This is a genomic window from Niveibacterium sp. 24ML, from assembly GCF_026586805.1.
GTDB lineage: Bacteria > Pseudomonadota > Gammaproteobacteria > Burkholderiales > Rhodocyclaceae > Niveibacterium.
Map to the genome: position 1 here is coordinate 64,761 of NZ_JAPFHA010000004.1, position 26,323 is coordinate 91,083.

At 66.2% G+C, this 26,323-nt stretch carries 25 protein-coding genes; 6 read left to right on the forward strand and 19 right to left on the reverse strand.

Features of this window, described 5'->3' with window-relative positions; translation table 11 throughout:
- Positions 1-7: 7 nt before the first annotated feature.
- The 3 genes from OPU71_RS04695 to OPU71_RS04705 form a co-directional block, all read right to left on the reverse strand.
- Positions 8-2,107, reverse strand: a complete 2,100-nt coding sequence (locus OPU71_RS04695) for a C1 family peptidase (RefSeq protein WP_267725504.1) — start codon at positions 2,105-2,107, stop codon at positions 8-10.
- A gap of 49 nt (positions 2,108-2,156) precedes the next feature.
- Positions 2,157-2,846, reverse strand: a complete 690-nt coding sequence (locus tag OPU71_RS04700; protein WP_267725506.1) for a glutathione S-transferase family protein — start codon at positions 2,844-2,846, stop codon at positions 2,157-2,159.
- Between the two features lie 90 nt (positions 2,847-2,936).
- Positions 2,937-3,194 (reverse strand): hypothetical protein, encoded by a 258-nt coding sequence (locus OPU71_RS04705; protein ID WP_267725509.1) that lies wholly within the window; start codon positions 3,192-3,194, stop codon positions 2,937-2,939.
- 173 nt (positions 3,195-3,367) lie between these two features.
- Here OPU71_RS04705 and OPU71_RS04710 point away from each other — a divergent pair, with 173 nt between their 5' ends.
- Positions 3,368-3,985: a hypothetical protein gene (locus OPU71_RS04710; RefSeq protein WP_267725511.1), complete on the forward strand. Its 618-nt coding sequence runs from the start codon at positions 3,368-3,370 to the stop codon at positions 3,983-3,985.
- A 13-nt stretch (positions 3,986-3,998) separates the two neighbouring features.
- A complete protein-coding gene (locus OPU71_RS04715; protein ID WP_267725513.1) occupies positions 3,999-4,427 on the forward strand; it encodes a DUF1566 domain-containing protein in 429 nt (142 codons plus the stop codon).
- A 257-nt stretch (positions 4,428-4,684) separates the two neighbouring features.
- On the opposite strand, the gene OPU71_RS04720 is transcribed toward OPU71_RS04715, so the two are convergent.
- From OPU71_RS04720 to OPU71_RS04775, 12 genes are all read right to left on the reverse strand, one after another.
- The gene (locus tag OPU71_RS04720) at positions 4,685-5,257 is read right to left on the reverse strand and encodes an imm11 family protein (protein WP_267725515.1); all 573 of its coding nucleotides are present in this window, start codon (positions 5,255-5,257) and stop codon (positions 4,685-4,687) included.
- A 315-nt stretch (positions 5,258-5,572) separates the two neighbouring features.
- Positions 5,573-6,793: a hypothetical protein gene (locus OPU71_RS04725; protein WP_267725517.1), complete on the reverse strand. Its 1,221-nt coding sequence runs from the start codon at positions 6,791-6,793 to the stop codon at positions 5,573-5,575.
- Entirely contained in the window at positions 6,790-7,539 is a 750-nt protein-coding gene (locus OPU71_RS04730; protein ID WP_267725519.1) for an outer membrane lipoprotein-sorting protein, read from the reverse strand. The genes OPU71_RS04725 and OPU71_RS04730 overlap by 4 nt, the downstream gene beginning before the upstream one ends.
- Positions 7,532-8,755: an ABC transporter permease gene (locus OPU71_RS04735; RefSeq protein ID WP_267725521.1), complete on the reverse strand. Its 1,224-nt coding sequence runs from the start codon at positions 8,753-8,755 to the stop codon at positions 7,532-7,534. The genes OPU71_RS04730 and OPU71_RS04735 overlap by 8 nt, the downstream gene beginning before the upstream one ends.
- A 166-nt stretch (positions 8,756-8,921) precedes the next feature.
- Positions 8,922-9,614, reverse strand: a complete 693-nt coding sequence (locus tag OPU71_RS04740; RefSeq protein WP_267725525.1) for an ABC transporter ATP-binding protein — start codon at positions 9,612-9,614, stop codon at positions 8,922-8,924.
- Entirely contained in the window at positions 9,611-10,153 is a 543-nt protein-coding gene (locus OPU71_RS04745; protein ID WP_267725527.1) for a hypothetical protein, read from the reverse strand. The genes OPU71_RS04740 and OPU71_RS04745 overlap by 4 nt, the downstream gene beginning before the upstream one ends.
- Positions 10,154-10,288: 135 nt before the next feature.
- Positions 10,289-11,866, reverse strand: coding sequence for a maltose ABC transporter permease MalF (gene malF / locus OPU71_RS04750; protein WP_267725529.1), 1,578 nt, complete (start codon positions 11,864-11,866; stop codon positions 10,289-10,291).
- A gap of 3 nt (positions 11,867-11,869) precedes the next feature.
- Complete coding sequence (locus tag OPU71_RS04755) at positions 11,870-12,781, reverse strand: ABC transporter permease subunit (RefSeq protein WP_267725531.1); 912 nt, start codon at positions 12,779-12,781, stop codon at positions 11,870-11,872.
- Positions 12,782-12,899: 118 nt separating this feature from the next.
- Positions 12,900-13,562, reverse strand: a complete 663-nt coding sequence (locus tag OPU71_RS04760; RefSeq protein WP_267725533.1) for a laminin B domain-containing protein — start codon at positions 13,560-13,562, stop codon at positions 12,900-12,902.
- 134 nt (positions 13,563-13,696) lie between these two features.
- Positions 13,697-16,066: an ABC transporter permease gene (locus OPU71_RS04765; RefSeq protein WP_267725535.1), complete on the reverse strand. Its 2,370-nt coding sequence runs from the start codon at positions 16,064-16,066 to the stop codon at positions 13,697-13,699.
- A 10-nt stretch (positions 16,067-16,076) separates the two neighbouring features.
- The gene (locus OPU71_RS04770) at positions 16,077-16,754 is read right to left on the reverse strand and encodes an ABC transporter ATP-binding protein (protein ID WP_267725537.1); all 678 of its coding nucleotides are present in this window, start codon (positions 16,752-16,754) and stop codon (positions 16,077-16,079) included.
- A gap of 37 nt (positions 16,755-16,791) precedes the next feature.
- Positions 16,792-18,093: an efflux RND transporter periplasmic adaptor subunit gene (locus OPU71_RS04775; protein ID WP_267725539.1), complete on the reverse strand. Its 1,302-nt coding sequence runs from the start codon at positions 18,091-18,093 to the stop codon at positions 16,792-16,794.
- Between the two features lie 214 nt (positions 18,094-18,307).
- Here OPU71_RS04775 and OPU71_RS04780 point away from each other — a divergent pair, with 214 nt between their 5' ends.
- Positions 18,308-19,630, forward strand: a complete 1,323-nt coding sequence (locus OPU71_RS04780) for a sigma-54-dependent transcriptional regulator (protein WP_267725541.1) — start codon at positions 18,308-18,310, stop codon at positions 19,628-19,630.
- Complete coding sequence (locus OPU71_RS04785) at positions 19,620-20,852, forward strand: sensor histidine kinase (protein WP_267725544.1); 1,233 nt, start codon at positions 19,620-19,622, stop codon at positions 20,850-20,852. The genes OPU71_RS04780 and OPU71_RS04785 overlap by 11 nt, the downstream gene beginning before the upstream one ends.
- Before the next feature lie 20 nt (positions 20,853-20,872).
- Here OPU71_RS04785 and OPU71_RS04790 read toward each other — a convergent pair whose 3' ends face one another.
- From OPU71_RS04790 to OPU71_RS04805, 4 genes are all read right to left on the reverse strand, one after another.
- Positions 20,873-21,313: a GNAT family N-acetyltransferase gene (locus OPU71_RS04790; protein WP_267725548.1), complete on the reverse strand. Its 441-nt coding sequence runs from the start codon at positions 21,311-21,313 to the stop codon at positions 20,873-20,875.
- Between the two features lie 81 nt (positions 21,314-21,394).
- Positions 21,395-21,817, reverse strand: coding sequence for an ion channel (locus OPU71_RS04795; RefSeq protein ID WP_267725551.1), 423 nt, complete (start codon positions 21,815-21,817; stop codon positions 21,395-21,397).
- Positions 21,818-21,822: 5 nt separating this feature from the next.
- Positions 21,823-23,334, reverse strand: a complete 1,512-nt coding sequence (gene ilvA, locus OPU71_RS04800) for a threonine ammonia-lyase, biosynthetic (protein ID WP_267725555.1) — start codon at positions 23,332-23,334, stop codon at positions 21,823-21,825.
- A gap of 180 nt (positions 23,335-23,514) precedes the next feature.
- A complete protein-coding gene (locus OPU71_RS04805) occupies positions 23,515-24,369 on the reverse strand; it encodes a lysophospholipid acyltransferase family protein (RefSeq protein WP_267725558.1) in 855 nt (284 codons plus the stop codon).
- Positions 24,370-24,574: 205 nt separating this feature from the next.
- Between OPU71_RS04805 and metK the strand changes: the two genes are divergently transcribed.
- Together metK and OPU71_RS04815 are read left to right on the forward strand one after the other, a co-directional pair.
- Positions 24,575-25,738 carry a methionine adenosyltransferase gene (gene metK, locus OPU71_RS04810; RefSeq protein ID WP_267725561.1) on the forward strand — a complete coding sequence of 388 codons (1,164 nt, stop codon included), beginning with the start codon at positions 24,575-24,577 and terminating at the stop codon, positions 25,736-25,738.
- A 205-nt stretch (positions 25,739-25,943) separates the two neighbouring features.
- Positions 25,944-26,315 carry a hypothetical protein gene (locus OPU71_RS04815; protein ID WP_267725564.1) on the forward strand — a complete coding sequence of 124 codons (372 nt, stop codon included), beginning with the start codon at positions 25,944-25,946 and terminating at the stop codon, positions 26,313-26,315.
- Positions 26,316-26,323 lie beyond the last annotated feature (8 nt).

A 26,323-nucleotide genomic window follows, 5' to 3' on the forward strand; every position in this document is an offset into this window, starting at 1 on the left:
CGCCGGATCAATCGCCCAGCGGGCCCACCGGCCCCTGCGCCGGGCCGCCGGTGATGCGTTCGATGGTTGCGCGAACGATGTCCACGCTGTTGTCAAAGCAGCCGTGCGCGGTGGCGATCTGCTTGCTGCCGTTACTCACCTGGGCGGCATCCAGCAAGCGCAGGCGTCCGGCGGGCAGCATTGCCGCATCGTCGGCGAAGCCGGATGGCGCCTGATCGCCCCACCAGAACGATTGCCAGCTCGCCAGCGCGGGCAGGGCGTCGCGGTGCCAGAACTCGCCGCTGTTGCAGGCCGGATCGAAGGTGCTAGCCATGCCCAGCAGGGGCGTCTTGTGCCAGCGTTCGAGGGCTCGGCTGACCAGGTAGAGCAGCGATTTGCGGTAGGGGCCCACACAGTCCTCCAACTCGCGGCGATCAGTCAGCGCGTGGATCTGCAGGCCCTCGTGCGGCAGGCGGCCGGCGTCCACTGCGGCTTTGAAGTGCGTCAGCGCGAAGTCCAGATCGCAGGCCGGCGCGAACAGCGTGCAACTGGCGGCACCGATACCGTGCGCCGCCAGTTCGGTGAGCAGGCGGCCGCAAACGAAGGCACCGGCTGAGTGGCCGATGAGGTGCAGTTCGAAGCCCTTGCCGGCGCTTCGGGCCAGCGCGGTGATCTGTTCGGCCAGCGCGTCGAGGCCCTGGCCGTCCTGCTCGCCGCGGGCGACGTTTTCCTTCATCTCGCTCCACATCGCCCGCACCAGCAGTTGGCGACAAAGTGCTTCAAGGGCTCGATCGGTCGCGTCGACCACGCGGTCGCCCTGCCCACGGGCGGGTGCGGCTTCGCCCGGAAAGCTCGCGCGGAAGCCGTCGGCCAGCATCTGCCCGATCACCTCTGACCAGCCGCTCTTCCAGGTGACGAAGAGCGGGTGCAGGCCGTTGCCAGCGAAGGCGGGCCCAAGGCTGCGGATGCGCTTGATCGAATCGGCCTCGCTGTTGAGGCCGCCGTGCGCGTACACCACCAGGCGCCGCGGGCTGCCCTTGGCCTGCGCCTTGAAGCGTGCAAGCGGCTGTTCGTTCGCCACGAAACGGGCGTTGTCGGCGCCGTCCGCCACTTGCGGCAGGCGCCGCAGCACGGTGCCGTCGTTGCCGGTCACCAGCGTATGCCAGTAGGCGGTCTGTTCGTCCCACACATGCGGGTGCCTGGCTAGAAGGTCTTGCGATGCCGCGAGCAGGCCGCTGCCGCCGCTGCGCGACTGCACGAAATACTGCCGGCTTTGCGCGGGCGCCGTACTGCGCCCGCTTGCGCCACCAATCGCAAGCGGCACGCCAAGCCCGGCCACCCAGGCATCCAGCCCGTTGTCGGCCCAGTCCTCGTAAGGCAGCAGCGCGAATCCGTCGGCGCCCCAGTCCTCACCCCAGGAGTTCTGCACGACGAAGCCGTTCTCGTTGTAGCCCACCAGCGCGAAGGCGTGACCCCCCATGCCGGGCTGCCGCGTGATTGCCGGCAGGTTCGCGTGCGACACCTTCGCCGCGCCCTTGCGCGGCTTGATCTGCCACCCGGCGTGGACGTTCGCCGCCACGTACACCGCACCGGCCTGTGCGATGGCGGCCTGCAGGTCGACCACCGACTGGCGTTCGACCCGGTAGTACACCCCCAGCGGGCGGGTGACCGCATCCTCGGCCCACTTCGAATCGGGCCGGCGGCCGCGCGCGCCCCAAAGCGTTTCGAGGCATACGCCGTGGCGGTGCCAGCCTTTGAGCGCTCCGCGCGCCGATGAGCCCTCGTAGCGCTCACCGGGCCACTCGTCGTAGAAGCGGGCGAGTTGGTAGAACATCCAGGGGCTCACGCGTTGCGTGGCGTCGAGGGTGTAGCCACTGGCCCGCCAGCGCAGGAAGTTCACCACCGCAGCAAGGCCAAAGCCGGTGCAGGCGCCGTCCTTCTTCTGATCGAGCACCAGCCCTGCCTTGCGATACGCCGGCAGCAGCCGGGCCACCGTGGCGTCGTCCGGCCAGCGCTGCGGCAGGCTGGTCACCGGCGGGCGGTAGGGCAGATCGCGCAGATCCAGCCGATCCGGCCGGGCATCAAGCAGGATCAGGCGACTGCCGAGTTTGAGCGTGCGTTCGGGCATGGGGCGGACTCCGGTTCGGGTGGCCGTGCGGTGGTGCCTTGTACGGCAATCAGTCGGTGAGCAGCACCGGGCCGCCTTTCTTGAGCACACGCTGGTACGCCGGCCGCGCTTCGATACGCGCCTTGAAGGCGCACAGCTTCGGGTAACGCTCGGCGTCGCCGCCGCGTGCCAGGGCCGCGTCCACCGGGAAGCTCATCTGGAAGTCGGCCATGCTGAGCTGTTCACCGGCGAACCAGGTGTGTTTGGCGAGATGGCCCTCCATGAACTTGAGCGAGGTGAGCACGTTCGGGTCGATCAGTTTCTGCAGCACCGTCGTGCACAGCACGCGGGCGATGGGGCGCACGAAGAAGGGCATCGGCTGGGTGGGGATCTTCATGAACACCAGCTTCATCACCAGCCAGTTCATCAGCGAACCCTCGGCGTAGTGCATCCAGAACCGGTTCTGGCGGTGCGCTTCGCTGCCGCGCGGGGGCTCCAGCGCGGCAAGCTCGCCAGTGAGGTTCTGGCCGTAGCGCTCGACCAGGTATTCGATGATCGCGCCGGATTCGGCAATCGTCAGATCGCCGTCGGTGATGACCGGTGACTTGCCGAGCGGATGCACCGCCTTGAGCGCGGGCGGCGCGAGGCGGGTTTTCGGATCGCGCTTGTAGTGCACGATCTCGTAAGGCACCCCGAGTTCTTCCAGGAGCCAGAGGATGCGCTGCGAGCGCGACATTTCAAGGTGATGAACGGTAATCATGGGCTTGCCTTCATGGGGCTCGGTTGAATGGGGGCCGGGTAGGGGCGCTTGCGCCGCAGGGCAATGTCCACGCCCCGCGATCCACGCACTTTACTTGACGTAGCAATGCGGGGTGACGGCGCCGGGCAGGCACTTCGGATCGCCGCTTTTCAGGTGGTAGCCGCGCGCGCTCATGCAGGCGGTGATGCTGTGCCCGCGTTCGGCCACATCGGCCTCCGATCGCCCGGCGTTGTCCTTCTGCACGCTCAACTGGCAGTCCCACAGGTCGGCATCCGGTGTTGGGCTGCACGCAGCCAGTCCCAGCATCATCGCCACCAGCGGCAAGGCAGTGCGAAGTGCGTGCGGCATGGTGCTTTCTCTGCGCATTGATCCCCCTTGTCTATTCTAGTGCGCACACCTTGCGGGACAAGGGTTTCGTTCCCGTGTCGCGATGCGCAGGTGGCAAGGGCGGGTCGACATGCCAATCCTGCGTGCAGCAGAATCCTGCAATCTCGAATAGTTCTCGCACGCGAGGCAAAGCCATGTTCAAGCGCACCATCACCGCAATCCTGCTTGCCTGCGCAAGTGCAACGGCGTTTGCCGAGGGTAGCGCCATCACTGTCTACGGCGGGTTTCGCAACGGCGGCGGCTTTACCGATTCAAGTACGGGCGAGGGTATCGACGCGGGGAGCTCCGGCGCCGGGTCGATCGCGCTCGATCTGCCCTACGATGGTGGCCGGCAACTGCAGTTCTTTGCCTCGTACCAGAGCACCGATCTCAAATACACATTGGTCGCCGCGCCCAAGGCGCCAAGCAATGAGACATTGCCGTTTTCGGTGACTTACCTCCATGTGGGCGGCACCAATTTCTTCGATGGCACGCTGGGCACCGGCGGCTATGTGGTGGGTGGCCTCGGCGCTTCGGTGCTGACGATCGACGGCGAGGGCTACGACGCGGAGCTCTTCCCCTCGCTGAACCTTGGACTGGGCTACCAGTACATGCTTGGCAAGAACCTTTCGCTGCGCGCGGAAGGGCGCGTTTACGCCACGCTGATCAACAGCACAGGCGGGCTGTTCTGTTCCGGCGGCTGTCTGCTCAGCATTCAGGGCGATCTCTTCACGCAGGGCGAGGTGATGCTCGGCGTGTCGGCGCACTTCTGAACCCGCGCGGCGCATGAGTCCGCGCAGCGCCCTGTTGCTGGCCTTGTTCGCCTGCGCCGCCGCTGCGCAGGCTTCCGCAACACGCTACGAAGTGGCCGACGGCGCGATTCGCGATGCCCGCAGCGGCCTCGTTTGGGCGCAGGAAGACAACGGCAGCGAGATCGGCTGGCAAGACGCCCGCGATTACTGCGCCCGCCGCGGCCCCGGATGGCGCCTGCCCACGCTCGACGAACTCGAAGCGCTCTACGACCCCGCCGAGTCCGTCGCCTGCGGCGCCAACTTCTGCCACGCATCGTCCAACTTCGTGCTCAGCGGCGGCTGGTTCTGGAGCAGCGAACCCAGCGGCGAAACCCACGCTTGGGGCTATAACCTCGATATCGGGCGGCGGGATACCGCGCCGGTGTCGGGCGGCAGTTTCGGGCGGGTGTTGTGTGTGAGCTGAGTGCGAGAGGCTGCCCACAGCACCTGAACTGTGAATGGTGGATTCACGATGGAACGCCGCTCACCGCGCAAGTGCAACTTTCGGCCAGCCAGGCGCAGCACAAAAACCACGCCATTCCTTCAGGAGCGCTGGGCTTCACTGCATCCAGCCCAACCGCACTGGCAGTCCAGGGCGGGTTCATTACATAGGGAGAGGGAATAGTCGTGGCATCGCTATCATTCCGAATGGAGGCGCCACGAACCGGCGGGACATGATGATCATCCGACCCATTCGCTCGGCGCAACGAAAGTTAGCATCTCGAACCCTTTGGCTTGAAGATGGACTTTCACCGACTCATGCACGACAACTGCGCTGGTGTTCTCCGCTAGACGGAACATGAGCGCTCCGTGCGCTTTTTGGCCGTCCAGCGCCACAGATTCGAAATCGGTGTCGATCAGCCCGTTAGCGCTTGATCCGGTGATTTTCGACTTTGCTGCATCGACAGCCGAAACCAGGCCGATCAGGTTGCAGGCGAGATACTCGTCAGTTTCAAATTGACGGCTGCGGTGCCGGATGATTGTGGGGTACGCATCAAGGTTGCTGACTCCTGAGTCCAGAAGAGCTTTGTGCAGGCGCCTCGTCATGAGTAGGGCGTCCACATTACGTAACTCTTTGAGTTGGACGCCATAGTCGGAATGAAGACTAACTTCAATCGGCTGGGTTGGCGGCTTGAGAAATCGTCGTCCAAGCCGCCATGAATCTTCGCCGGGCGGCGGCGCGATGCCTTCGACCAGCGCGGGATCATCCCAGTCTTCCGGTGCAATGCACTCAAGCATGTAGTAACTGCTCATCGATACCTCTTCCGGGTGATTCCGTCGATCATCTGCTACACCTCACGTGAATCGCCCCGGCGTTCGTGGAGGCTGTTGGTTTAAGTCAGGCCGTCACAGCGGCCTGATTGGCAAGTTTCCGATAGTAGTTTGCCTCAGCTTCCGCCGGAGGGATGTAACCAATCGGTTCGAGTAGTCGGTGATGGTTTGGATTGGCGCCGGCACTGGCTTCGGGCGAAATCGGCCTGAAAAACCCATCCTGCATTGTTGGTCAGATAGCGCAAGCCTTGTGAGCGATTGGTGCTTTGGAGGACAGTCAACGCGAATGTCTTCGTATCAGAACGGCAGTGTCATCATCAGATAGGCATTGCCGCGATCCGGCAGTTGGCGATACAGCGAGCCAGTCGGGCCGAGGTAGCTGCGGGCGCCGGCTTCGATGCGCAGGCGGTCGCCTTGCCAGGCCAGCGCCGCGCTGAGCACGCTGCCGCCGTCGGCGGGGGTGTAGAGCCAGTCGACTTCCGGTTGCCAGGTGTCGCCGCCGTAGGCGGCGCGTAGCAGCAGGTTGGCACGGTGCAGGTTAACCTGGCCGAGCGCCTGCGCGTTCCACGCGAGGTTGCCGGCGCGCGCGATGTCCGGCGCATAGGCGAAGGCGCTGATGGTGGCGTTGCGTGCGTGCCAGGCGTCCCATTCGGATTCGCTCGGCGCAGTGCCGTCGTACCAGGCTTCGGCGAGTACCGACACCTTGTTCTCGCCGGTCCACTGCGCGCCGATCAGGGCTTGCCAGAACGCGCCGCCGACTTCGTCTTGCCACGGCGATGCGGTGGCGAGCGGTTGGTTCGATGGCCAGGTGCCGACAAGGCGTGTGGCGCGCTGACCCCAGCGGGTTGAGCCATGCAGTTCCAGTGAATCGAGCGGCACGGCGGAGAAGCCCGCGCCGAGACTCGCGCGTTCCTGCGCGCCCCAGCGGGCGAGCAGGTGCAAGTCGGCCGCAGTGGTCTGCGCAAAGCCGCGCCAGGCGAGCGCCTGCTCGTCGCGCCGCAGCGCTTGGTCGCTCTGGCCGGGGTTGGCGAATACCAGCGTCGAGGCCAGGCGCGAGCTGAAGTGTTCCAGCATCACCACCGGCACACCTTCGAGCTGCTGGTCGATCAGTGCGCGGCGGTTTTCGCGTTGCACTACGTCGAGCGGGCGGAAGGCAAAGCCGACATCCCAGCTCACCACTTTCTTGCCGAGTGTGAAGTGCTGCGGGCCGGCTTCGCCCTCCCAGAACAGTTCGTCGACGCGGCCATCGCGGTCAACACCGCTTGGGTCGCAGCTTGCCGCCCAGGCTTGCCCGGCGAAGCCGACCTGCCCGACGCGGCCGCGCAGCCGCACTTCGCCGGCGCCGCAGTCGCGCCCGGCGCCGAGGATCTGCGCGGCGGGTGCGAGCGCCGAATCCGGGTTGGCGCTGCGCGCTTCGGCCTGTGCGCGCAGCGTCCAGTCCAGCGTGGTCTCGGGCCAATCGGCGGCGCTCACCGTGCTGGCGAGCAAGCCCGTCGCAAGGGCGAGCAAGGGCTTCATGGCGTGACCGCGTTGCGGGTGAGGTACATCGGGTTGAACCACGCTTCCGGCGCCTCGTAGGCGGTGCGGCTGCGGTAATGCAGTACGGTGCGGCGCGTGGTGAGGATCTCGTCGTCGATGATCATGCTGGTCACCTGCGGCTTGCCCGAAACGGTACCGACCTCGAAGCGGGCGCGTTTGGCGAGCTTTTCCGACACCACATAGAGATCCGCCTTCAGCGGTTGTGCGCTCTTCGTATCCACCCACAGTTCGATGCGTGCGTAGGTGACTGAAGCCTGCTTGGCAATGAGGGTCAGGTGAGTGCAGGCAACGGTTTCGCACTTCTCGGCCACGGCTTGCGAGGGCGAGTAGTCCTCCGACCACGACAGCGTTGCCACGTCGCCGGCTGCGGCGTCGCCGATCAGCTTCTGCGTGGGCGTGATGCGGATCGGGCGCTGACTGCCGGGCAGGAACATCCAGAAGTCGTCGCCCTTCATCAGCACCTTCTGGCCCTTCTCGGCGGGCGATTGCATCAGCACCAGCGATTCGCGGCCGGGGCGCAGGAAGACGAGATAGTCGCGCTCCTTCTCCAGCGCGCCGTTCCTCATCACCTCGATCCGTGTCTCGGCTTTCATGTGCTCGGCCGACAGGCGCCAGGTGTCGGCGCGCTTGAGCAGGGCTTCGGGGGATTCGGCGTGCGCAGTGCTTGCGCCGAAGGCGAGTGCGGCCAGCAGCAGGCCGCGGTGAACGTAGCTGAAGTCAAACATGGCCCAGTGCCTCCACAATTGGTTTCTTGACAGCGATGCGCGCGACGACGGCGGCCGAGATCATTGCCAGCAGGCTCACGGCCGCCAGGGTGATCAGCGCCAGTTCGGGCGAAAAACTCACATACAGCGGGTAGCCGACCGAGCGCCCCGGCGGCGGTGGCATCTGCAGATTCGCGAACACCAGTGCGATTGATACGCCGCCGGCGACCAAGGCGCCGAGCAAGCCGCCGGAAGCGCCCAGCGCCGCGCCTTCAATCGCGAAGGCGCGCACCAGCTGGCCCGGTGAGGTGCCCATCGCCCGCAGGGTGCCGATCTCTCGTGTGCGTTCGACGATCGCCATCGCCATGGCGCCGGCCACCACACCCACCACGATCAGGCCGATCACCAAGCCGAGTCCGCCGAAAATGCGGTCGTAGAGCCCCCGCACGGCTTTGTAGAAAAACGCTTCCTCCTCCCAGGTGCGCGTGGCGAGTGCACCGAGCTGCGGCGCGAGTTTCGCGCGCGTGGCGGCGGTCAGTTCCATGTCTGCGAGGTACACGCCGACGCTGCTGACCTTGTCGGTCACCAGTAGCCCCTGTGCGGTGGCGAGGCTGGTGAGCACCAGGCGCTTGTCGATATCCGGCACGCCACTGCTGACAATGCCGCGCACCTTCACGTCGATCGCGTTGAGCGCGCCGGCGGTGGTGGAGCCCAGCAGCGTGAGTGCGCTGCCGGGTTCCACCTTGAGGCTCTTGGCCAGCTCGGCGCCAATCAGTACATCCGGGCCCTTCGCCGAATCTTCGTTGAGCAGTTGGCCGGACTTGAGCGTGAGGAAAGGCCCCCGTACCGAGAACTCGGCCTGCGGATCGACACCGCTGCCGATCATCACCACCGATTTGTCGCCGTTGCTGATGAGGCCCGAGAAATTCAGGCGCGGCAGCACGTAGCGCACTTCGCGGTTTGCCAGAAGCGTGTCGCGCAGTTTGTCGAAGTGCTCGATGCCGAACTGCATCGGCGTGTCTTCCTCGCGGTCGAAGAAATCTTTGGTCGCCACGATCAGGTGGCCGGTATCGCGCGCCGCGGCCTGCTGCAGCGATTCGTAGGTGTAGAGCGCGAAACCGCCGCCAATCAGAATCGCCGCGCTGCCCAAGGCGGTGAGCGTGACGGTGGCGAGTGAGCGGCGCCGGTTGCGTAGCGTGTTGCGCAGCGCGAAGCCAATCCATTTCAGGGCGTTCATGTCAGTGATCCTGTCGGTGTGGTGACGGCATTGACCGCAGAGGCGCGGAGGCGCAGAGGGCCGCCGAGCTTGTTTGACGGGTTCAAGTGGTTGTGCGGCATGCACACCGGCATCCCTCTGCGGCCCTCTGTGTCTCTGCGCCTCTGCGGTGAGCTTTTTAAGGTGCTCATTGCAGCACCCCGTCGCGCAGCGCGAGCACGCGGTCGCAGTGCGCGGTGAGGCGGGCGTCGTGGGTGGCGATCAGGCAGGCGGTGCCGGCTTCGTGGCACAGCTCGCGGATCACCGCGATCACTTCGTCCGCGGTGTGTGAATCCAGATTGGCGGTGGGCTCGTCGGCGATCAGCAGGCGCGGTTGCTTGACCAACGCGCGGGCAATCGCGACACGCTGGCGCTGGCCGCCGGAGAGTTCGTCCGGGCGGTGTTTCGCGCGGTCGGCAAGGCCAACGCGGGCCAGCATCGCGGCGACGCGTTCGCGTGCCTCGCTGCTTGAGATGCCGTCGAGAAACAGCGGGTATTCGACGTTCTCGGCCACCGTCATCACCGGCACCAGGTTGAAGCTCTGGAAGATGAAGCCGATCGCGTTGCGGCGCAGTTGCGTGCGGCGCGCTTCGTCAAGCTGCGTGGTCGCGGTGCCGGCCAGCAGGTAGTTGCCGCTGTCGGCGGTGTCGATCAGCCCGGCGATGTGCAGCAGCGTGCTCTTGCCGCTGCCCGAAGGGCCGGTGAGGGCGACCATCTCGCCACGGCTCACGGCTACATCCGCCGCGTGCAGGGCACTGACCAGCACGGCGCCCAGCCGGTAGGACTTGCTGACGCCGCGCATGGCCACCACGGGAGCGTTGTCGCGCAGTGCGGTGTTCATGATTTTGCCTTTGCGGTGAGTTTGAGCACGGCGCTGCGATAGCGTTCGGGCGTGGTGGCGAAGCCCGGCTGCGCGGCGAGCTCCTTGGCCAGCTTTGCGCCGGCATCGGCGCGGTTGAAGAAGCCCGGCAGGCCGAGGTAGGTGCTGGCTGCGGTGAGTTTGACTTCGTTGCTCACCGAAACGCCGCCGGCCGGTGCCTGGGCGTGCTCGGGCTTGAGCAGCGCGAGCGCGCGGTCGATGTCGGCGAGGCCGGCTTCGACAAACTTCATCTTCTTCCAAGGCGCCCAAGCATCGCGCCCCTGCATCGACTGCGCCGAACCCAGGTAGGCCAGCAACAGTGGGTTGGTCGGCTCGGTCGCCACCAATTTGCTGAACTTCTCGGCAGCGTCAGTCGCTGCGCCCGCCTCGCCCGCGCGGGCACGCTGGAAGTCCGCCTGCGCGGACTGCCAGGCGTTGCTGTCATAGGCGAAGGCGGCGGGAACGATGAAGGCACTGCCCAGTGCGAGGACGAACAGGGCGGAACGGAGCGTGGGTTTCATGGCGTGACTCCTGCGGTGTGAGGGAATGACGCCAGTCTGGAATTGCCGCGCGTGCTCGTCAGCGCAGGTAAGACGAATCGACAGCAAAGGGGGGTGAAATGCGGCCGGGCGGCGCGAATCTCGCCCGGCGCCAGCTCAGTCCATGAAGCCCCTGGATCTGCTCAGCCGCAGGCTCGCGAACGCGAGCACGGCAACGATCGCGAACAGCAACACACTGATCGCAGCCGCAAGCCCGAAGTTGCTGCCGCTGAAGAAAGCAATGTTGTAGGTGGCTGAGGCTATCAGGTCGGTCATGCCGATCGGTTCGCGGGTATCGAGGTAGCTAGGCCCCCCCTCAGTGAGGTACATGATCAGTGAGGCGTTGTTGAAGGTGCTGGCAAACGAGGCGATCAGCACCGGCAACACCGGCCGCGCAATCAGCGGCAGCGTGATGTGGATGAAGTTCGCCAGCGGCCCCGCCCCTGCCAGCGCCGAGGCTTCGTAAAGGTCGGCAGGGATCGCGCGGATCAGGCCGAGGCACAGCATCATCATGTAAGGAAAGTAGAGCCACACGCTGACCGCAACCACCATCGTGCGCGCCAGGGCGGGGGTGGCAAACCACTCGGGGCGGATGCCGAACACCGCGTCGAGCACCGTGTTCACCTCACCGGTGTTGGTGAAGAACATCATCTTTACGATCAGGATCGCGATCATGCCCGGCACTGCGCTGGGCAGGTAGTAGAGCAGCTTGTAGGTTTCGCGGAACTCAAGTTCCTGCCAGCTCAGCAGCGAAGCCAGCAGCAAGCCGGCGCCGAACGACAAGGCCACTGTCAGCAGGCTGTAGGCAAGCGTCCAGGCGAACACCTTCAGGAAAGGCTCGCGCAGGCCCTGGTCGGTCAGCAGGGTGGTGTATTGGCGGAGGCCGGCCGATGCGGTGAAGCCCGGTGGCACCCGCTCGCCGGCCGACGTCTCGTAGTAGCCGCTCTGGTGATTGGGCCGGATCACGCTGCCATCCTGCTGGTTGCTCAGCGATCCGTCGGCGTTCTGGCGGTAGAGCGGGCGGCTGGCGTCGAAGCGCTGCAAGCTGGACATCTGCGCCGTGCTGCCGTCGGGCAGTTGCAGTACCAGTGCGCGCAGTGTGTTCAGGTGCTGGATCAGCCTTGCCGTATCCACCGCATGGTCGGCGATGGGTCCGCTGATCGCCTTCATTGGCACAGGCTTTCGCAAGCCCCCCAGCGTGAAGCGCTCGCTCATGAAGGCTTCGCCTGCTTCGCTTTCAAGCACTGCGCGGTAGGCTTTGCCGTCGGTGATCAGGGTGAAGTTGTAGCGCTGTGCGCCTTCCGGCATGTATCGCGTGCTGAGCAGGTAGTCGGTGGCGCGCCCGAAGGTCAGCAGGTTCTGCGACGAGTAATTCGAGCCGCTCAGCGACACGGTGTACGCGATTGGCAGCAACACGAACAGCACACTCGCAAGCAAGCCGGGGAAGAGGAAACGCCACGCGCTGCTGCGAGCCTGCATGTAGACGAACAGCCCGGCACACACCACGAGCAACGCGACCAGGGCAAACAACCACTGCCCGGCAAGGTAGAGTTGCATCGTCACTAGCAGGCCGATCAGGCTCACTGCAGCGCCAAGCACACGCGGGCCCCACAGTGCCAGTGCGGTGTGCAGGCTGGCGGGGATGATGGGCAGGGCGGGGCGTACGCGCTGCGCCGCGATGAGCTTGTGCGGCATGGCCTATCCCTTCACCGCGCCGCTCAGCGAGTGATCCATCCAGCGCTGCGCAAACAGGAACACCAGGACCCCGGGCAGCGAGGCCAGCAGCGCCGCAGCGGCGAACTCGTGCAGCGCCACCGACGTGCCACCGCCAGCGCTGCCCGCTTCCACCGTGAAGCGGGTCAGCCCCAGCGGCAGCGTCGCGTTGTCGGACGCATTGAGCAGCGCTCTGCTCAGCACCGGCTCGTACATGGTCTGAGTCGCCGTTAACAGCACCATCACCACGATCATCGGCCGTGCGAGCGGTAGCGCGATCATGCGGAAGGTCTGCCAGTCGGTGGCGCCGTCAATTCGCGCGGCCTCTTCGATCTCCAGCGGCAACTGCTCGAAGTAGCCCTTGAAGGCCCATACCATGCCCAAGGTGGCCTGCCCGGCAAGCGCCAGCACCAGGCCGCCGTGCGTATCGGTCCCGATCAACGGGAAGGTATTGCCGATGCGGTTGAAGATGCTCCAGTACGCCACCGCCAGCAGCATGCCGGGGAAGAAGTGGCTCATGTAGAGCAGGTTGTCGAGCGAGGCGCGGCCGCCGAAGCGCAGCCGCGCGAATGCATAGGCGGTGCTCAGCGCCAGCGAGGTGGCCAGCGCGGTCGTGATAGCCGCGACCTTGACCGAGTTCCACATCCACAGCCAGAAGTCGACGCGCGCCGCCAGCCGCCAGGTGGACGCGTCGGTCGTGTCGCCCAAGCCCAGCACCAGAATCAAATGGTCGGCTGTGAAACGTGGCCACCAAGTCGCCGCTTGGTCGGCGCGGGTGTAGGCAGTGAGCGCTTGCCACACCATGTTCGCGAAGGGATAGAGAATCAGCGCAAGCGTCAGCCAGATCAACACATGCGCGGCGCGCTTGCGCCAGCGGACTTCCCTTCCCACCACCATGCCCATCATCCGCCCCTAGAATCGTCTGTCGAGTGCGCTTGCGTGACGATTCTAGTGGCGACCGCGCGGCACGCAGTTGACGCAGCTTGCGTGCCCTGCGCGGCGCCCCTGCAGGGGGCTAGCGGCGCCGGCGCGCGGCGATCACACCCAGCCCGGCCAGCATCATCAGCGCAGTCGCCGGCTCCGGCACGGCAGAAATTTGTACCGCGTCGAGCCCGGTCTTCTCCACCACGCCACTGACGTACTCGCCACGGATGTACAGCGCCGACACCGAACCCAGTGCGCTCGCAAAGCCGCTGTCGCTGACCGCGGCACCGCCGAGCGAATCGAAGTGCCAGCCGGTGGCAGAGAACGTTACCTGTTGCGGCGTCCAGCTTGAACCGGGGTTCGCGTCGCCGCGCCACACCAGCGCACGGCCGCCCGAAACCATCACCACATCCGGGTCGTCGCGCCACGCACCGAAACCGGCCGGTGCGGTGACCTGCTGCGTAAAGCGCAGCGAACCGCCCGAGTACGCACCAAGGTTGCCAAGAAAGCTCGTCGGCGCCGAGAAGTAGAACGAACCTTCGCTCGGATCGTTGAACTCGATGAAACCGCCCGCCTGCCACACCGGCGCAAACACGCTTGCCGGCGCCACGTAGCTGTTGCAACACGAGAAGTCGACCACCTGCCAGCCTTCGGCGCTGGTATCGAAACTGGAGGCCGGCGCCGACATCGCTGGCGACGAGGCCAGCGCGCCGAGCGCAAACGTAAGAGCGAGCAAACCGGATGCATGCTTCATGACGACTCCTGTGCGGGGTGCGCAGTCGCTGCGTTGGCCTGCGCGATTGGATGGGCCGATAGTATGGCTTTGTCATCATTGCGGGCGCAATACAGAACATCGCGGCGTCATGCACGGCAGGTTCGCACGTATCGCTAGGCGCGTAGCGCGTGCGCCGGCGAGATCGCCATTGCGCGCGCCGTGTGCCGCGTCGCCGCGAGAAGCGCCATCAATGTCGTCACCAGCAGGGAAATCGCCAGCGCCCAGAATCCGATCGGCGCCCGATCAACGAACTCGGCGAGGTACTGCTCACCCAGCCATGCGGCCACCGGCAAGCCAAGCACTGCGCCGGCGAACAGCGCTGCGCCCAGTTCGCGCGCGAGCAGGCGGGCGATGTCTCGACGGCGCGCGCCGTGCAGCTTGCGCAGCACGATTTCCGCCGTGCGTCGCCGCACCGTGTAGGCCGATAGCGCGTAGAGCCCGAAGCCGGCGAGCGCCAGCGCGATGATGCCGCCGGCGCCGATCAGCTTGCCCAGGCGCAGGTCGCTGTCGTAAAGGCGCGCGAGGTGGGTGCGCACCGGCTCTATGCGCAGCACGTCATCCGGGAAGTAACGTGGCCACATCTGCTGGATCGCCAACCGTGTTGCGGCAGGATCCCGCGTGCGAATGGACATCACCGACACCATCCTTGCCGAAGCAACCGAGTACACCACGCCGCTCGCGGCATCGCGCAGGCTGCGCTGGCGGATGTCGGGGATCACGCCGATGATCTCGACGCTGTGCCGGCCCATGCGCACGAACTGCCCCGCGGCAGCGGCGGGGGTGGCGAAACCGAGCTGGCGGCTTGAGCTGGCGTTGATGACGATGCGGTCATCGTAATCCTGCGGGTCGTCCTTCGCGTCGAACACGCGGCCGGCGATCGGGCGCACGCCGTAAGACTGGAAGAAGTCCGGGCCGACGTAGCTGAATGCCTGCAAGACGGTTTCACCTTTCTGCCCCTGCAGATCGGCCGTGGTGTTGCGATTGAAGCGGCCGGGCACATCCCAAGCGAGCCCCGCAGCATCGACACCAGGAAGATGACTGATGGCCTCACGCAGCGCGAGCAGGCGCTCATCTCGCATGTCTGCCGGCGCGTCGATAATCAGCAGTGGCGCCGTTTCGTAACCGGGGTGCGCGCCCTGCGCGTGACGCGTTTGCCACAGCACCGTCACGGTAAAACCGATCATCGCAATCGCGGTGCCGAACTGCAGCAAGCTCAGGCCGCGGCGCAGCCACTGGCCAGCGAGGGTTTCGGTGTGGCCGCGCCCCGCGAGCGATTGCGCGCAGTCCACGCGCAGCGCCACCCAGGCCGGGTACGCACCCGCCAAGGCGCCCAGCGCGAGCCCGAACGCAAGGGCGAGGCCGCAGCGCGCGGGCGACCACAGCGAATCGGCAATTGGCAGACCGACCCAGTCGCCCACCATCGGTGCCGCGAGCCACGCAAGCAGGAAACCCGTGCCGCATGCGAGCAAGGCCACCAGCATGGCTTCGCCGATGAATTGCAGCGCGATGTGCGCGGGGCTGGCGCCTAGCGCCTTGCGGATACCAATTTCGCGCTGCCGGCCGATCGTGCGGACGACCGAAAGATTGAGGAAGTTGATCGCGGCGAGCAGTGAGATGACGAGGCAGGACAAAGACAGCCCGGCCACCAGGCGCCGCGTCGAGTCGGTTTCGGCACCGGCCAGCGGCAGGTCGGGCAGCGGCGTGCCGCGGTACTCACCGATCTTGCCGTAGCTCGGGAAGGCTTCGCGGTAGAACGGTGTTTGCTCGAAGTAGCGGTTCACCTGCTCGTTGAAGCCGCTGAACGTGGCGCTGCGTTGGAGCCGCACGAAGATCGTGCCACGCAAGGAAGCCCATTCCTTGAGCCGAAAGGGTTCAGGCATTGCGGGCGAAAGAATGCTCACCAGCACCGCAGTCTTCAGTGCGCTGCCGGCGCCGCGGTCGCGCACGATCGCACCCACTGTGAAGCTGCGGCCGGCGAGCGTGATCGTCTTGCCCAGCGCCGGCGTGCGGCCGAACAGGCGTTCGGCAGTGCGGGCGCTGAGCGCCAGGGCGTCGGGCTTTTCGAGTGTCGCGCGCAGATCGCCCGCGAGCGGCTTGAGCCCGAACACATCTACCAGCCCCGCGTCGACAAAACTGATCCGCTCGAAGGCCATGCGTTGCCCCACACGCAACGACATCTCGCGCGTGAAGTAGCGGCTCGATGCCTCAACCCGCGCGCCGCTTTCCTTCCAGTGATCGTGAAAGGCCATCGCGCCGCCATCGATCCAGCCCTTGTCAGCGCCAGGCGTGTTGGTCTTCGATTCCAGCCGCAGCACGCGTTGTGCACCCGGCACGTCGCGGTCACTCAACAACACGGTGTCCAGGTAAGCCAGCAGCAACAGCGTCGTCGCCGCTGCGAGCGCCAGCCCGAACACGACCACCGCGGTGTAGCCGGGGTCGGCCGCCAGTTGGCGCAGCCCGATGCGCAGATCCTTGAAGTGCACGGCGCTCTCCTTACGCGGCGATGGCGTCGACGAGGATGCGGCCGTCGAGCAGGCGCAGCGTGCGCGAGGCTTGCGCGGCGTGACTCGGCGAGTGGGTGACCATGACCAGCGTGGTGCCTTCGCGGTTGATCTCGCGCAGGATGCGCATCACCTCGTTGCCGTGTGCGCTGTCAAGGTTGCCGGTCGGTTCGTCGGCGAGCAGCACGCGCGGCCGGCTGACCAGCGCGCGGGCAATCGCCACGCGTTGCTGCTGCCCGCCCGAGAGTTGCGAGGGGCGGTGCCCGGCGCGGTGGGCGATGCCGAGCTTGCTCATCGCTTCTTCGGCGCGCGGTTTGCGCTGGCGTGCCGGCACGTCGCCGTATTCGAGTGCGAGGGCGACGTTCTCCGCCACGGTCAGGTCGTCCAGCAGGTTGAAGCTCTGGAAGATGAAGCCGATGCGGCCGCGCCGCATCTGGGCGAGCCGGCTCTCGCTCCAGCCGCTGACATCGGTGCCGTCGAACAGGTACTGCCCGGCGCTGGGCACATCAAGCAGGCCGAGGATGCCCAGCAGCGTGGATTTGCCGCAGCCCGAAGGCCCGGTCACCGCGAGGTATTCGCCGCTTTCGATTTCCAGATCGATGGTGTCGAGCGCGGTCGTTTCGATGTCGCCGGTGCGATGCAGTTTGCTGACGCCTGAGAGTTTGAGCATGGCGGGTGAGCCCTTGCGTTGGTGTTATCGGGGGGAATCATGAATCCAGGCGCAGCCGGCGTGAATCACCGAAGCCCTGGTAGCTGGAAACAATCACGCGCTCGCCGCGTGCGAGGCCGCCGAGCACCTCCACCTGCCCGGCTGCGCGACGGCCAAGCCGCACGGTGCGGCGCTCGGCAGCGCGGCCATCCGGGGTGACGACGAAGACCCAGGCGCCGCCGCTGTCGGCGTAGTAGCTGCCGTCCGGCAGCAGCAGGGCGGCAGCGGGCTGGCCGAGTACCAGCCGGGTGTCCACCGTCAGGCCCGGCTGCAGGCCCTTGGGTGATGCGGCGGTCTTGAACTCGATCTCGATGTCGAAGCGGCGCTCCTTGATCTGCGGGTTCACGCGCGTGAGCTTCACCTCGACCGGCTGGCCGCCGATTTCGGCTGTGCCGGCGATGCCGGGTGCGCAGCGCGCGAGGTAGTACTCGTCGACCTGCGCGAGCAGTTTGAAGCGGTCTGGCGTGTCGATGCGGCCGAGGCGCTCGCCGGGCTTCACCGAGGTGCCGACGATCAGGTGGAAGTCGGTCAGGCGGCCGTCGCTCGGTGCCCGCACCGCCAGGGCATCGGCGGTGGCACGAACCAGTTTGAGGCCCGCATTCAGGCCGCCAACGGCGCGATCCATTTCGGCGATTGCGGTGAGGCGTGTGGCGTCTTCGGTGGCGGCGTCGGCGCGCGCTTCGTCGAGCAGGCGTTGCTGCAGCGCGAGCGTGTCGCGCGACTCTTCAAACGCGGCCGGCGAGAGGAAGCCTTGCTGCGCAAGCTGCGCGTTGCGCGCGTGAGTGCGGCGGGTGCGTTCGGTCTGGTATTCGAGATCGGCGATGCGGCGGCGGTGTTCGGAGCGGCCCATCGCCAGCGCGGCACGCAAGGTCGATACGTTGGCGACCTGCTGCGCAACGTCCGATGCGCGCGCCAGCACCTCCTGCTGCCGCTGCGGGTTGGAGAGCTGGAACATCAGCTCGCCCTTTTTCAGCATCGCGCCGTCGCGCACCTCCACCGCCTCGACGCGGCCACCTTCGGCGGCATCCAGCATCACCGATTCGTAGGGGGCGGCGGTGGCGCGCAGCAAGAGCTCATCGCGGAACTGGCCCGCGGTGACCGGTGCGATGTCGAGCTCGCTCGCCCTCACCGCGAGCCCGCGCGGAATAGCCTGCCAGCCAATCGTCACCAGCAAGAGTGCGGCAAGCGTGGCGAGGGCGGGCTTGATCCAGCGCCGGCTGCGCGAGCGCGGCAGCACGCGGTCCATGCTGGCGCCGGTGTGGGGATTCTCTTCAGTGCGGATCGGATCGGGTGCGTTCATGCTGTGCGGTGGGCCTTGTCATGCTCCGTACCGCAAACCCTGTGCCAAGGCATGAGAACAAGGCCGTACAAGGCTTGCGCGGGGGTCGGTGGCGTTGCCGCGGGTGTCCGCTGTCCGCGCGCGGACACCTGCCGGTGTACGGAAGCGGACAGGTGTTTGCGCCGCGCCGAGCGCTGCTGCTAGTGTCGGGGCCTGATCCCCCACGCGACCGGCCATGCGCAACGCGCCCATCCTGATCCTCGACGACGACCCCGATGTCGGCTTTGCCGCGCGGCTGATGCTGCAGCGCAAGTTCGGCGAAGTGATCGTGCTGACGGATCTGCGCCGCCTGCTTGCTGAACTCGATCGCACGCGGCCGGCCGTGGTGCTGCTGGACATGAATTTCACGCCGGGGCGTACCAATGGCGAGGAGGGCCTGCGCCTTTTGAGCCAGATCGTTTCGCGTTCCGATGCGCCGCCGGTGATCGTGCTGACCGCTTACGCAGAAGTTTCGCTCGCGGTGGATGCGGTCAAGCGCGGCGCCTTTGACTTCATCCCCAAGCCCTGGGACAACGCCAAGCTGTGCGCGACGGTTGCCGCAGCGCTGGCCCAGCGGCCATCCGACGCGGCGGCGCCGGCCGACATGTTGCTCGGCAGCGCGCCAGCGATGCAGTCGCTGCGCGCGATGATCGCAAGCGTCGCGCCGACCGAAGCGAACGTGCTGATCCTCGGCGAGAACGGCGTCGGCAAGGAACTCGTCGCCCGCGCGATCCACGCCGCATCGCGTCGCAGCGATGGCCCCTTCCTGCCGGTGGACATGGGCGCCTTGCCGGAATCGACTTTCGAGAGCGAACTGTTCGGCCACCGCCGCGGCAGCTTCACCGACGCGCGGCAGGATCGCCCGGGCCGTTTCCAGAGTGCACGCAGCGGCACGCTCTTCCTTGACGAGATCGGCAATCTCTCGCTCGCCAGCCAGGCGAAGTTGCTGACGGTGCTGGAGCGGCGTGAAGTGACGCCGCTGGGGGCCGACCGCGCCGAGCCGGTGGATGTGCGCATCGTCAGCGCCACCAACCTGGACGAAGCGCGCTTGTTCGATCCGCAGGTGTTCCGTGCCGACCTGCTCTACCGCATCAACACCATCGTGCTGCGCGTACCGCCACTGCGTGAGCGTCGCGAAGACATCCTGCCGCTTGCGCAGCACTACCTGGCGCACTATGCACGGAAGTACGGCAAGGACTTGCGCGCGATCTCGCCCGATGCGCAGCAGGCGCTGCAGGCCTCTTCCTGGCCCGGCAATGTGCGCGACCTGCGCCATAGCTGCGAGCGGGCAGTGATCCTCGCTTGCGGCATGCAGTACGAGGCTGCCGACTTTTCGATCGGCGTGGCGGCGCCTGTTCAGGCGCTGCGCAGCGATGCGCCGCTGCAGCTTGCCGACCGGGAGCGCGATGCCATCGCAAGTGCGATGCGCCAGGCCGACGGCAACATCAGCGAGGCGGCGCGCCTGCTCGGTGTGAGCCGGCCGGCGCTGTACCGGAAGCTCGAAAAATATGGCCTCTGAGCGGCACGCGCGGGATGCCTGCCGTGCCACGCGCTGGCTGCGCGTGAGGGTGGTGTTTGCGACGCTGGTGTTGGTGGCGAGCGCGGTGCTCGCGAGTCATCAGCTTGGGGCACCGCGGGTGCTGGTGTTGTGCGCGCTGGCCGCGCTGGCGGCCCTTGGGCTGGGGGGCCGGGCGCTTGCGCGCTTGCGCTTCGAGTGGACACGCCCGCAGGAATCTCCGCCGATCGGCGACGCCGCCGCGATGCAACAACAGTTGCTGGCCTTCGAGAGCTGGCTTGAATACGCGCCGGTGGCGCTATGGCAGCGCGAGGGCGATACGCTCAACCCGATCAATGCGGCAGCGCGCAGGCTGATGGCGCCGGGCCGCGCGGCATCCGATCCGGCTCTGGAGAAGGCCTTGCGCAAGGCGACGGGGGCCTCGCGCAGCCTGCTCAGTTTCGAGAGCGAACGCGGGGTCGAGCGCGCGGTGATGGCGCGCAGCGAGTTGGTGATCGCGGGGCGCGCGCAGCAACTGCTGGCGCTGATGCCGATCGAGTCGGAACTCGAAGCCGAGATGCTCGAAGCCTGGCGACAGCTGGTGCATGTGCTGACGCACGAGATCATGAATTCGCTCACGCCGATCGCGTCGCTCTCGCGCACCGCGCAGGAGATGTTGGCCGAGTCCGGCAGCGATGCGCTGCGCGAGCTGGATACCGCGCTCGAAGCCATCGCGCGGCGGGCGGCACATCTGGTGGATTTCGTGTCGAGCTATCGGAGCCTGAGCCGCTTGCCGCCACCCTCTCTGGCGCCGGTTCGGGTTGCGGTCTTGTTGACGCGTGTCGAGCAACTGGTGGCGCCGGAGTGGCGCGCGCGTGGTGGCGTGGTGCGCTTTGCCACCGCAAACGATTCGGTCGAGTTGATGGCAGACGCCGGCCAGCTTGAGCAAGCATTGCTGAACCTGATCCGCAATGCCGCCGATGCCACCGCGCAGTTGCCTTCACCGGTGCTGGAGGTGAGCGCCCGTCTGCTTCGGGGCGGGCGCCTTGCGATCGAGGTGATGGACAACGGCCCCGGTGTCGAGGCCGGGCTCGAAGGGGCGATCTTTACCCCGTTCTTCACCACCAAGCCCAAGGGGCTTGGTGTCGGCCTCGCGCTGGTTCGCTGCATCGTCCACGGCATGGGGGGCACCGTCCGCTACACGCGCAGACCCGGGGAAGGCGCCTGCTTCAGGCTGACTTTCTGAGGCAGGACGCGGCGCTTCAGTCAGGGATTGAGCAGGCGGCCCATGGTGATCAGCGGCATTTCGCTGAAGCCGAGCTTGGCGTAGAACTGGTGGGCGGGGGCGGCGGCGCCGGTTTGCAGGTTGATCGAGCTGATGCCTTCTTCGCGCAGCTCGTCGCAGGTGGCTTCCATCAGGCGGCGGCCGATGCCTTCGCCCTGGCGGCTGCGGGCCACGCACATTTCGCGCAGGAAGAAGAACCAGCCGTCGCTCCAGCGTTCGCGCGCGCCCATCACGAAGCCCAGCGGGGTGGATTCTTCCCAGATTGCGAAGCCGCGAAAGTTGGGGTTGGCGGCGAGTACGTCCAGCCGCTCGATGGCGACCTCGAGCGTCCAGCCATCGTGCCAGGGCGCTGCGTTGAACACGTCGACAAAAATGGGCGCCAGCAGGGGGATGTCAGCGGGGGCGATCGGGCGGGTCTGCATGGTGTGAGTCTTTGCTGGCGGGGGGGGGGGCCGCGGAAGCGTGAGTATCCGTGGCTCACTCCCTCGCGCGGCTGATTCGCATCAACGCTCGCTGCCCTGTATCACCCGCAATGCGCTGACCAGCACGCCAACGGCAATGCCCAGCGTGAGGTTGCCGCAGATCGCTTCAAGCGGGCCGAGGATGCGCCAAGGTGCGGCCATGACAATGTCGCCATATCCGAGTGTGGCGAAGTTGACCGCCGAGTGATAGACCGCGGTTTCCATGTCGTCGAACTGATGCAGCGCGCGGAAGATGCCGGCCCAGATCGCGATCTGGATGAAGAAGGTCAGCAGCAGCGCGAAGCTCACCGCAGAGAGTGTCTGTACCGCGCCGGCCAGGCGATTGCGCGCCAGCCAGCGGACGCCGGGGCCGTTGACCATGCGGACGATCAGCACCCCTGCGGCGATCTGGATCGCGAAGTTCGTGACAAAGCCGCCGCCGGCCACCAGCAGGAGTTTGAGCACGGCGCTTATCCGAGGAACATCTTGTAGGCGGGGTTGTTGGTTTCGTCGACGTATTCGTAGCCGAGTTTGGCGAGGAAGGCGGAAAACTCGGCGTCGTCGGCCGGTGGCACCTGGATGCCGACCAGCACCCGGCCGTAGTCGGCGCCGTGATTGCGGTAGTGGAAGAGCGAGATGTTCCAGTCCGAGCGCATGCTGTTCAGAAAGGTCATCAGCGCGCCAGGCCGCTCGGGGAAGATGAAGCGCAACACGCGTTCGTGGTCGGCCGCCGGCGCGTGGCCGCCGACCATGTGGCGCACATGCAGCTTGGCCATCTCGTCGTCGGTCAGGTCCAGCGTGTCCAGTTCATGGCGGCGCAGGGTCTCGACGAGCTTCAGGGATTCGGCGCGTGAATGCACCTGCACGCCAACGAACACATGTGCCGTGCTGCTGTCGCCGTAGCGGTAGTTGAACTCGGTGATGTTGCGGTTGCCAAGCAGGCTGCAGAATTTGCGGAAGCTGCCGGCCTTTTCGGGGATCGTCACCGCCAGCACCGCTTCGCGCTGCTCGCCGATTTCGGCGCGTTCGGCAACGAAGCGCAGCCGGTCGAAGTTCATGTTGGCGCCGGATGCGATCGCAACCAGGGTCTTGTCGTGCAGCTTGTGCTTGGCGGCATAGGCTTTTGCACCCGCCACCGCCAGGGCGCCTGCTGGCTCCAGGATCGAGCGGGTGTCTTCGAAAACGTCCTTGATCGCGGCGCAGATCGCATCGGTATCGACCAGCACCATCTCGTCGACGTATTCCTTGGCGAGGCGGAAGGTTTCCTCGCCCACCAGTTTCACTGCGGCCCCGTCGGCGAAGAGGCCGACGCTGTCGAGCTGAACCCGTTCGCCCTTGGCGAGCGATTGCGTCATCGCGTCTGCGTCGGCGGCTTCGACGCCGATGATCTTGGTCTCGGGCCGCAGGCGCTTGATGTAGGCGGCCACGCCGGCGATCAGGCCGCCACCGCCGACACAGCAGAACACCGCGTGGATCGGCTTCGGGTGCTGGCGCAGGATCTCCATGCCGATCGTGCCCTGGCCGGCGATCACGTCGGGGTCGTCGAAGGGGTGGACGAAGGTGAGCTTCTCCATCTTTTCCAGTTCGCGCGCATGGGCGTAGGCCTCATCGTAGGAAGTGCCATGCAGCACGACTTCACCGCCACGCGAGCGCACACCGTCCACTTTGATCGCCGGGGTGGTGGCCGGCATCACGATCACTGCGCGCACGCCCATCACCTTGGCCGCCAGCGCCAAGCCCTGCGCGTGGTTGCCGGCCGAGGCGCAGATCACGCCACGCTCGCGCGCCTTGGGCGAGAGCTTAGAGAGCTTGTTGTAGGCGCCGCGCAACTTGAACGAAAAAACTGGCTGCATGTCTTCGCGCTTGAGCAGCACGCGGTTGTGCGCGCGCGCCGAAATATTGGGTGCCAGTTCAAGCGGGGTTTCGATGGCCACGTCATAGACGTTGGCGTTCAGGATGCGTTCAAGGTAGTCGGTCTGCATGGTCGCTTCGTTCAGGCAATCACCGCCGGGGGGTGGCGGAACCAAGCAGGGTAGCAGGCGCTGCCGTAGTGCGCAAAGGCTGATGCCGCAAGGCGGTGGGGTCTGCTGACCGGGTTGCAGCGGGCAAATGCATCGCGGCAGGCGCTGCGCCGCTGTCCGTGCCGGTTGTGCTGGCGGGGCTCAGTCAGCCGGTGGTGGGGTGACGCCGGGCGGGCACTTGTAGCGGTTGTAGCCCCACATGTACTGCGCGGGGCAGGACCGGATCTGGCGTTCGAGCGCGCTGTTCAGCGCCGCAACGCGGGCGGCTGGCGCGCCTTCGGGCAGCGTCAGCGGCTCAAGGTGAAGGTGGAAGCCCCGGCCCCAGCGGAGTCGGCGGGCGAAGGCGATCCACGCGCTCGACCCGCCATTGCCGGCGAGGCGTGCCGCGAGTGTCATGCTGTAGGCGGGGCGGCCGAAGAAGGGCGCCCACAGCCCTTCGCCCTCGCGCGGCACCTGGTCGGGCAGGATGCCGATCGCTTCGCCTGACTTGAGCGCCTTGAGCAACTGGCGCACCCCTGCCGCGTCGGCGGGCACCGCACGCATGGCGCCGCGGTTGCGGCCAGCTTGCATCAACGGCGCGAGGATGTTCTTGCGTGGTGGCCGGAACAGCACCGTGATCGGCCCGGTCTGCGCGGCGAAGTACTGGGCGGAGATCTCGAAGCAGCCCAGATGCGGCGTCACGAACAGCGTGCCACGGCCCTTGGCATGGGCGGCCAGCATCGCTTCCCAGCCGCTGGTGGAACGCACGGCTTTCACCAGCCGGGTCTGCGGTTGGGTCCATACCCATGCCGTTTCGAAGGCGCCTTTTCCGGCCTCGATTGCATTCGCCAGGCATTCGCGCAGCAGCGCGTTGCGACCCAGCGCCTGCGACAGATTGCCGGCAAGGGTGCGACGGTAGCGGGCCGAGACCGCCCAAACCAGCAGCCCGACACAGGCGCCAATGAAGTGCAGCACGATCAGCGGCAGGTGACCGAAGAGGCGGAAGAGCGTGTTCATTGCAGGGCGAGGGTGCCCGGCCTGGGTTTGACCGGACTTCTGGGGAGGGGGGATAATAGCCGATCCGCCGAGTTAAACCGACAACTTGCAGGGCGGGCCGGTGTCTGAACAAGGCATCAAAAATACTGCTAAAGCGTCGCCCGCTCGTTAAACCCCGGAGCCGGCCGCGACGGCAGCAATGGGGTTTTTTCATTTGGAGCAATCCATGAGCAGCGATTTCCTCTTTACCTCCGAGTCTGTCTCGGAAGGCCACCCGGACAAGGTTTCCGACCAGATCTCCGACGCGATCCTCGACGCGATCTTCGAGCAGGACAAGTACGCGCGCGTCGCAGCCGAAACGCTGTGCAACACCGGCCTGGTGGTGTTGGCAGGTGAGATCACCACGCACGCGAACGTCGATTACATCCAGGTCGCGCGCGACACGATCAAGCGCATCGGTTACGACAACACCGATTACGGTATCGACTACAAGGGCTGCGCGGTGCTGGTCGCCTACGACAAGCAGAGCCCGGACATCGCGCAGGGTGTTGATCACGCCTCGGACGACCACCTGAACACCGGCGCTGGCGACCAGGGCTTGATGTTCGGCTACGCCTGCGACGAAACGCCGCAGCTGATGCCGGCGCCGATCTTCTACGCGCATCGTCTGGTGCAGCGCCAGAGTGAGCTGCGCAAGGATGGCCGCTTGCCCTGGCTGCGTCCGGACGCCAAGAGCCAGGTCACCTTCCGCTATGTTGACGGCAAGCCGCACTCGATCGACACCGTGGTGCTGTCGACCCAGCACTCGCCGGACATCTCGCTGGAGATGATCAAGGAGGCGGTGGTCGAGGACATCATCAAGGCGGTGATTCCGGCCGAGTTGCTGCAGAACACCAAGTATCTGGTCAACCCGACCGGCCGTTTCGTCATCGGTGGCCCGCAGGGCGACTGTGGCCTTACCGGCCGCAAGATCATCGTGGATACCTACGGCGGCGCTTGCCCGCATGGGGGCGGTGCGTTCTCGGGCAAGGATCCGACCAAGGTTGACCGCTCCGCCGCCTACGCCGCGCGTTATGTGGCGAAGAACATCGTTGCGGCAGGCCTGGCGCGCCAGTGTCAGGTGCAGGTGTCTTACGCGATCGGGGTTGCCCGCCCGATCAACGTGACTGTCTATACCGAAGGCACTGGCGTGGTGCCGGACGAGCAGCTTGCCAAGCTGGTGCAGGAGCATTTCGACCTGCGCCCGAAAGGCATCATCCAGATGCTTGATCTGCTGCGCCCGATTTATCGCAAGACCGCCGCCTACGGCCACTTCGGCCGCGACGAACCGGACTTCACCTGGGAAGCCACCGACAAGGCTGAGGCATTGCGCGCTGCGGTCGGCAAGTAAAGCGTTCGCACTCCCAAACAAAAGGGCGGCCCGATGGCCGCCCTTTTTTTGCGCCGCAACAACAGCGGCGTGCGATATTGCGCATGCTTTTGGGTGTTGCCCCCTAGGACTTCGATGTTGCAGCGCATAAACTTGATTTGCGCGGGCGGCTTCGCCGGTGCCAACTGGCAGCGGAAGCCTTGCGGCGCGCGTGAAGGAGGTCATCATGGACACCACCATGCCAGTCAGCGGCGTATTGCTTCCAACAGGTCGCCACTATGGAATGGCTGAGCCCATGCTCGGTGGGCTCGGCGGGTTGTACGTGCAGGTCGTCGATGGCGAGCAGATCTCCGCGTTTCGCGAGATCGATGATCCGCACGGCCACCTGATCCAGCTGACGCCTCAGCGTGTGGGCAAACGCTGGCGCGTGGTCAGCGTCGGGGATCCGGTTCTGTATGCGTGTGTTCTACCCGGCGAAACCGTGTTGTTCGGCAGCCGTGAAGAGCTTGCCGCGCGGATCAGCGAAGAAGCGCCGAACCTCGCGCTCGATCCGCTGACCGCGGCCGAGCTGGAAGCCTTCGGCGCGACTCTGGCCTGACGCGCACG

What these genes read in the sequence shown, in the direction of transcription:
- OPU71_RS04770 (WP_267725537.1), bottom strand. Translation starts at nt 16,754, where the DNA reads ATGCTCAAACTCTCAGGCGTCAGCAAACTGCATCGCACCGGCGACATC.
- OPU71_RS04755 (WP_267725531.1), bottom strand. Translation starts at nt 12,781, where the DNA reads ATGGTGGTGGGAAGGGAAGTCCGCTGGCGCAAGCGCGCCGCGCATGTG.
- OPU71_RS04745 (WP_267725527.1), bottom strand. Translation starts at nt 10,153, where the DNA reads ATGAAACCCACGCTCCGTTCCGCCCTGTTCGTCCTCGCACTGGGCAGT.
- OPU71_RS04725 (WP_267725517.1), bottom strand. Translation starts at nt 6,793, where the DNA reads ATGAAGCCCTTGCTCGCCCTTGCGACGGGCTTGCTCGCCAGCACGGTG.
- ilvA (WP_267725555.1), bottom strand. Translation starts at nt 23,334, where the DNA reads ATGCAGACCGACTACCTTGAACGCATCCTGAACGCCAACGTCTATGAC.
- OPU71_RS04715 (WP_267725513.1), top strand. Translation starts at nt 3,999, where the DNA reads ATGAGTCCGCGCAGCGCCCTGTTGCTGGCCTTGTTCGCCTGCGCCGCC.
- OPU71_RS04775 (WP_267725539.1), bottom strand. Translation starts at nt 18,093, where the DNA reads ATGAACGCACCCGATCCGATCCGCACTGAAGAGAATCCCCACACCGGC.
- OPU71_RS04705 (WP_267725509.1), bottom strand. Translation starts at nt 3,194, where the DNA reads ATGCCGCACGCACTTCGCACTGCCTTGCCGCTGGTGGCGATGATGCTG.
- OPU71_RS04740 (WP_267725525.1), bottom strand. Translation starts at nt 9,614, where the DNA reads ATGAACACCGCACTGCGCGACAACGCTCCCGTGGTGGCCATGCGCGGC.
- OPU71_RS04815 (WP_267725564.1), top strand. Translation starts at nt 25,944, where the DNA reads ATGGACACCACCATGCCAGTCAGCGGCGTATTGCTTCCAACAGGTCGC.
- OPU71_RS04790 (WP_267725548.1), bottom strand. Translation starts at nt 21,313, where the DNA reads ATGCAGACCCGCCCGATCGCCCCCGCTGACATCCCCCTGCTGGCGCCC.
- malF (WP_267725529.1), bottom strand. Translation starts at nt 11,866, where the DNA reads ATGCCGCACAAGCTCATCGCGGCGCAGCGCGTACGCCCCGCCCTGCCC.
- OPU71_RS04760 (WP_267725533.1), bottom strand. Translation starts at nt 13,562, where the DNA reads ATGAAGCATGCATCCGGTTTGCTCGCTCTTACGTTTGCGCTCGGCGCG.
- OPU71_RS04780 (WP_267725541.1), top strand. Translation starts at nt 18,308, where the DNA reads ATGCGCAACGCGCCCATCCTGATCCTCGACGACGACCCCGATGTCGGC.
- OPU71_RS04785 (WP_267725544.1), top strand. Translation starts at nt 19,620, where the DNA reads ATGGCCTCTGAGCGGCACGCGCGGGATGCCTGCCGTGCCACGCGCTGG.
- OPU71_RS04710 (WP_267725511.1), top strand. Translation starts at nt 3,368, where the DNA reads ATGTTCAAGCGCACCATCACCGCAATCCTGCTTGCCTGCGCAAGTGCA.
- OPU71_RS04735 (WP_267725521.1), bottom strand. Translation starts at nt 8,755, where the DNA reads ATGAACGCCCTGAAATGGATTGGCTTCGCGCTGCGCAACACGCTACGC.
- OPU71_RS04700 (WP_267725506.1), bottom strand. Translation starts at nt 2,846, where the DNA reads ATGATTACCGTTCATCACCTTGAAATGTCGCGCTCGCAGCGCATCCTC.
- OPU71_RS04730 (WP_267725519.1), bottom strand. Translation starts at nt 7,539, where the DNA reads ATGTTTGACTTCAGCTACGTTCACCGCGGCCTGCTGCTGGCCGCACTC.
- OPU71_RS04805 (WP_267725558.1), bottom strand. Translation starts at nt 24,369, where the DNA reads ATGAACACGCTCTTCCGCCTCTTCGGTCACCTGCCGCTGATCGTGCTG.
- metK (WP_267725561.1), top strand. Translation starts at nt 24,575, where the DNA reads ATGAGCAGCGATTTCCTCTTTACCTCCGAGTCTGTCTCGGAAGGCCAC.
- OPU71_RS04695 (WP_267725504.1), bottom strand. Translation starts at nt 2,107, where the DNA reads ATGCCCGAACGCACGCTCAAACTCGGCAGTCGCCTGATCCTGCTTGAT.
- OPU71_RS04720 (WP_267725515.1), bottom strand. Translation starts at nt 5,257, where the DNA reads ATGAGCAGTTACTACATGCTTGAGTGCATTGCACCGGAAGACTGGGAT.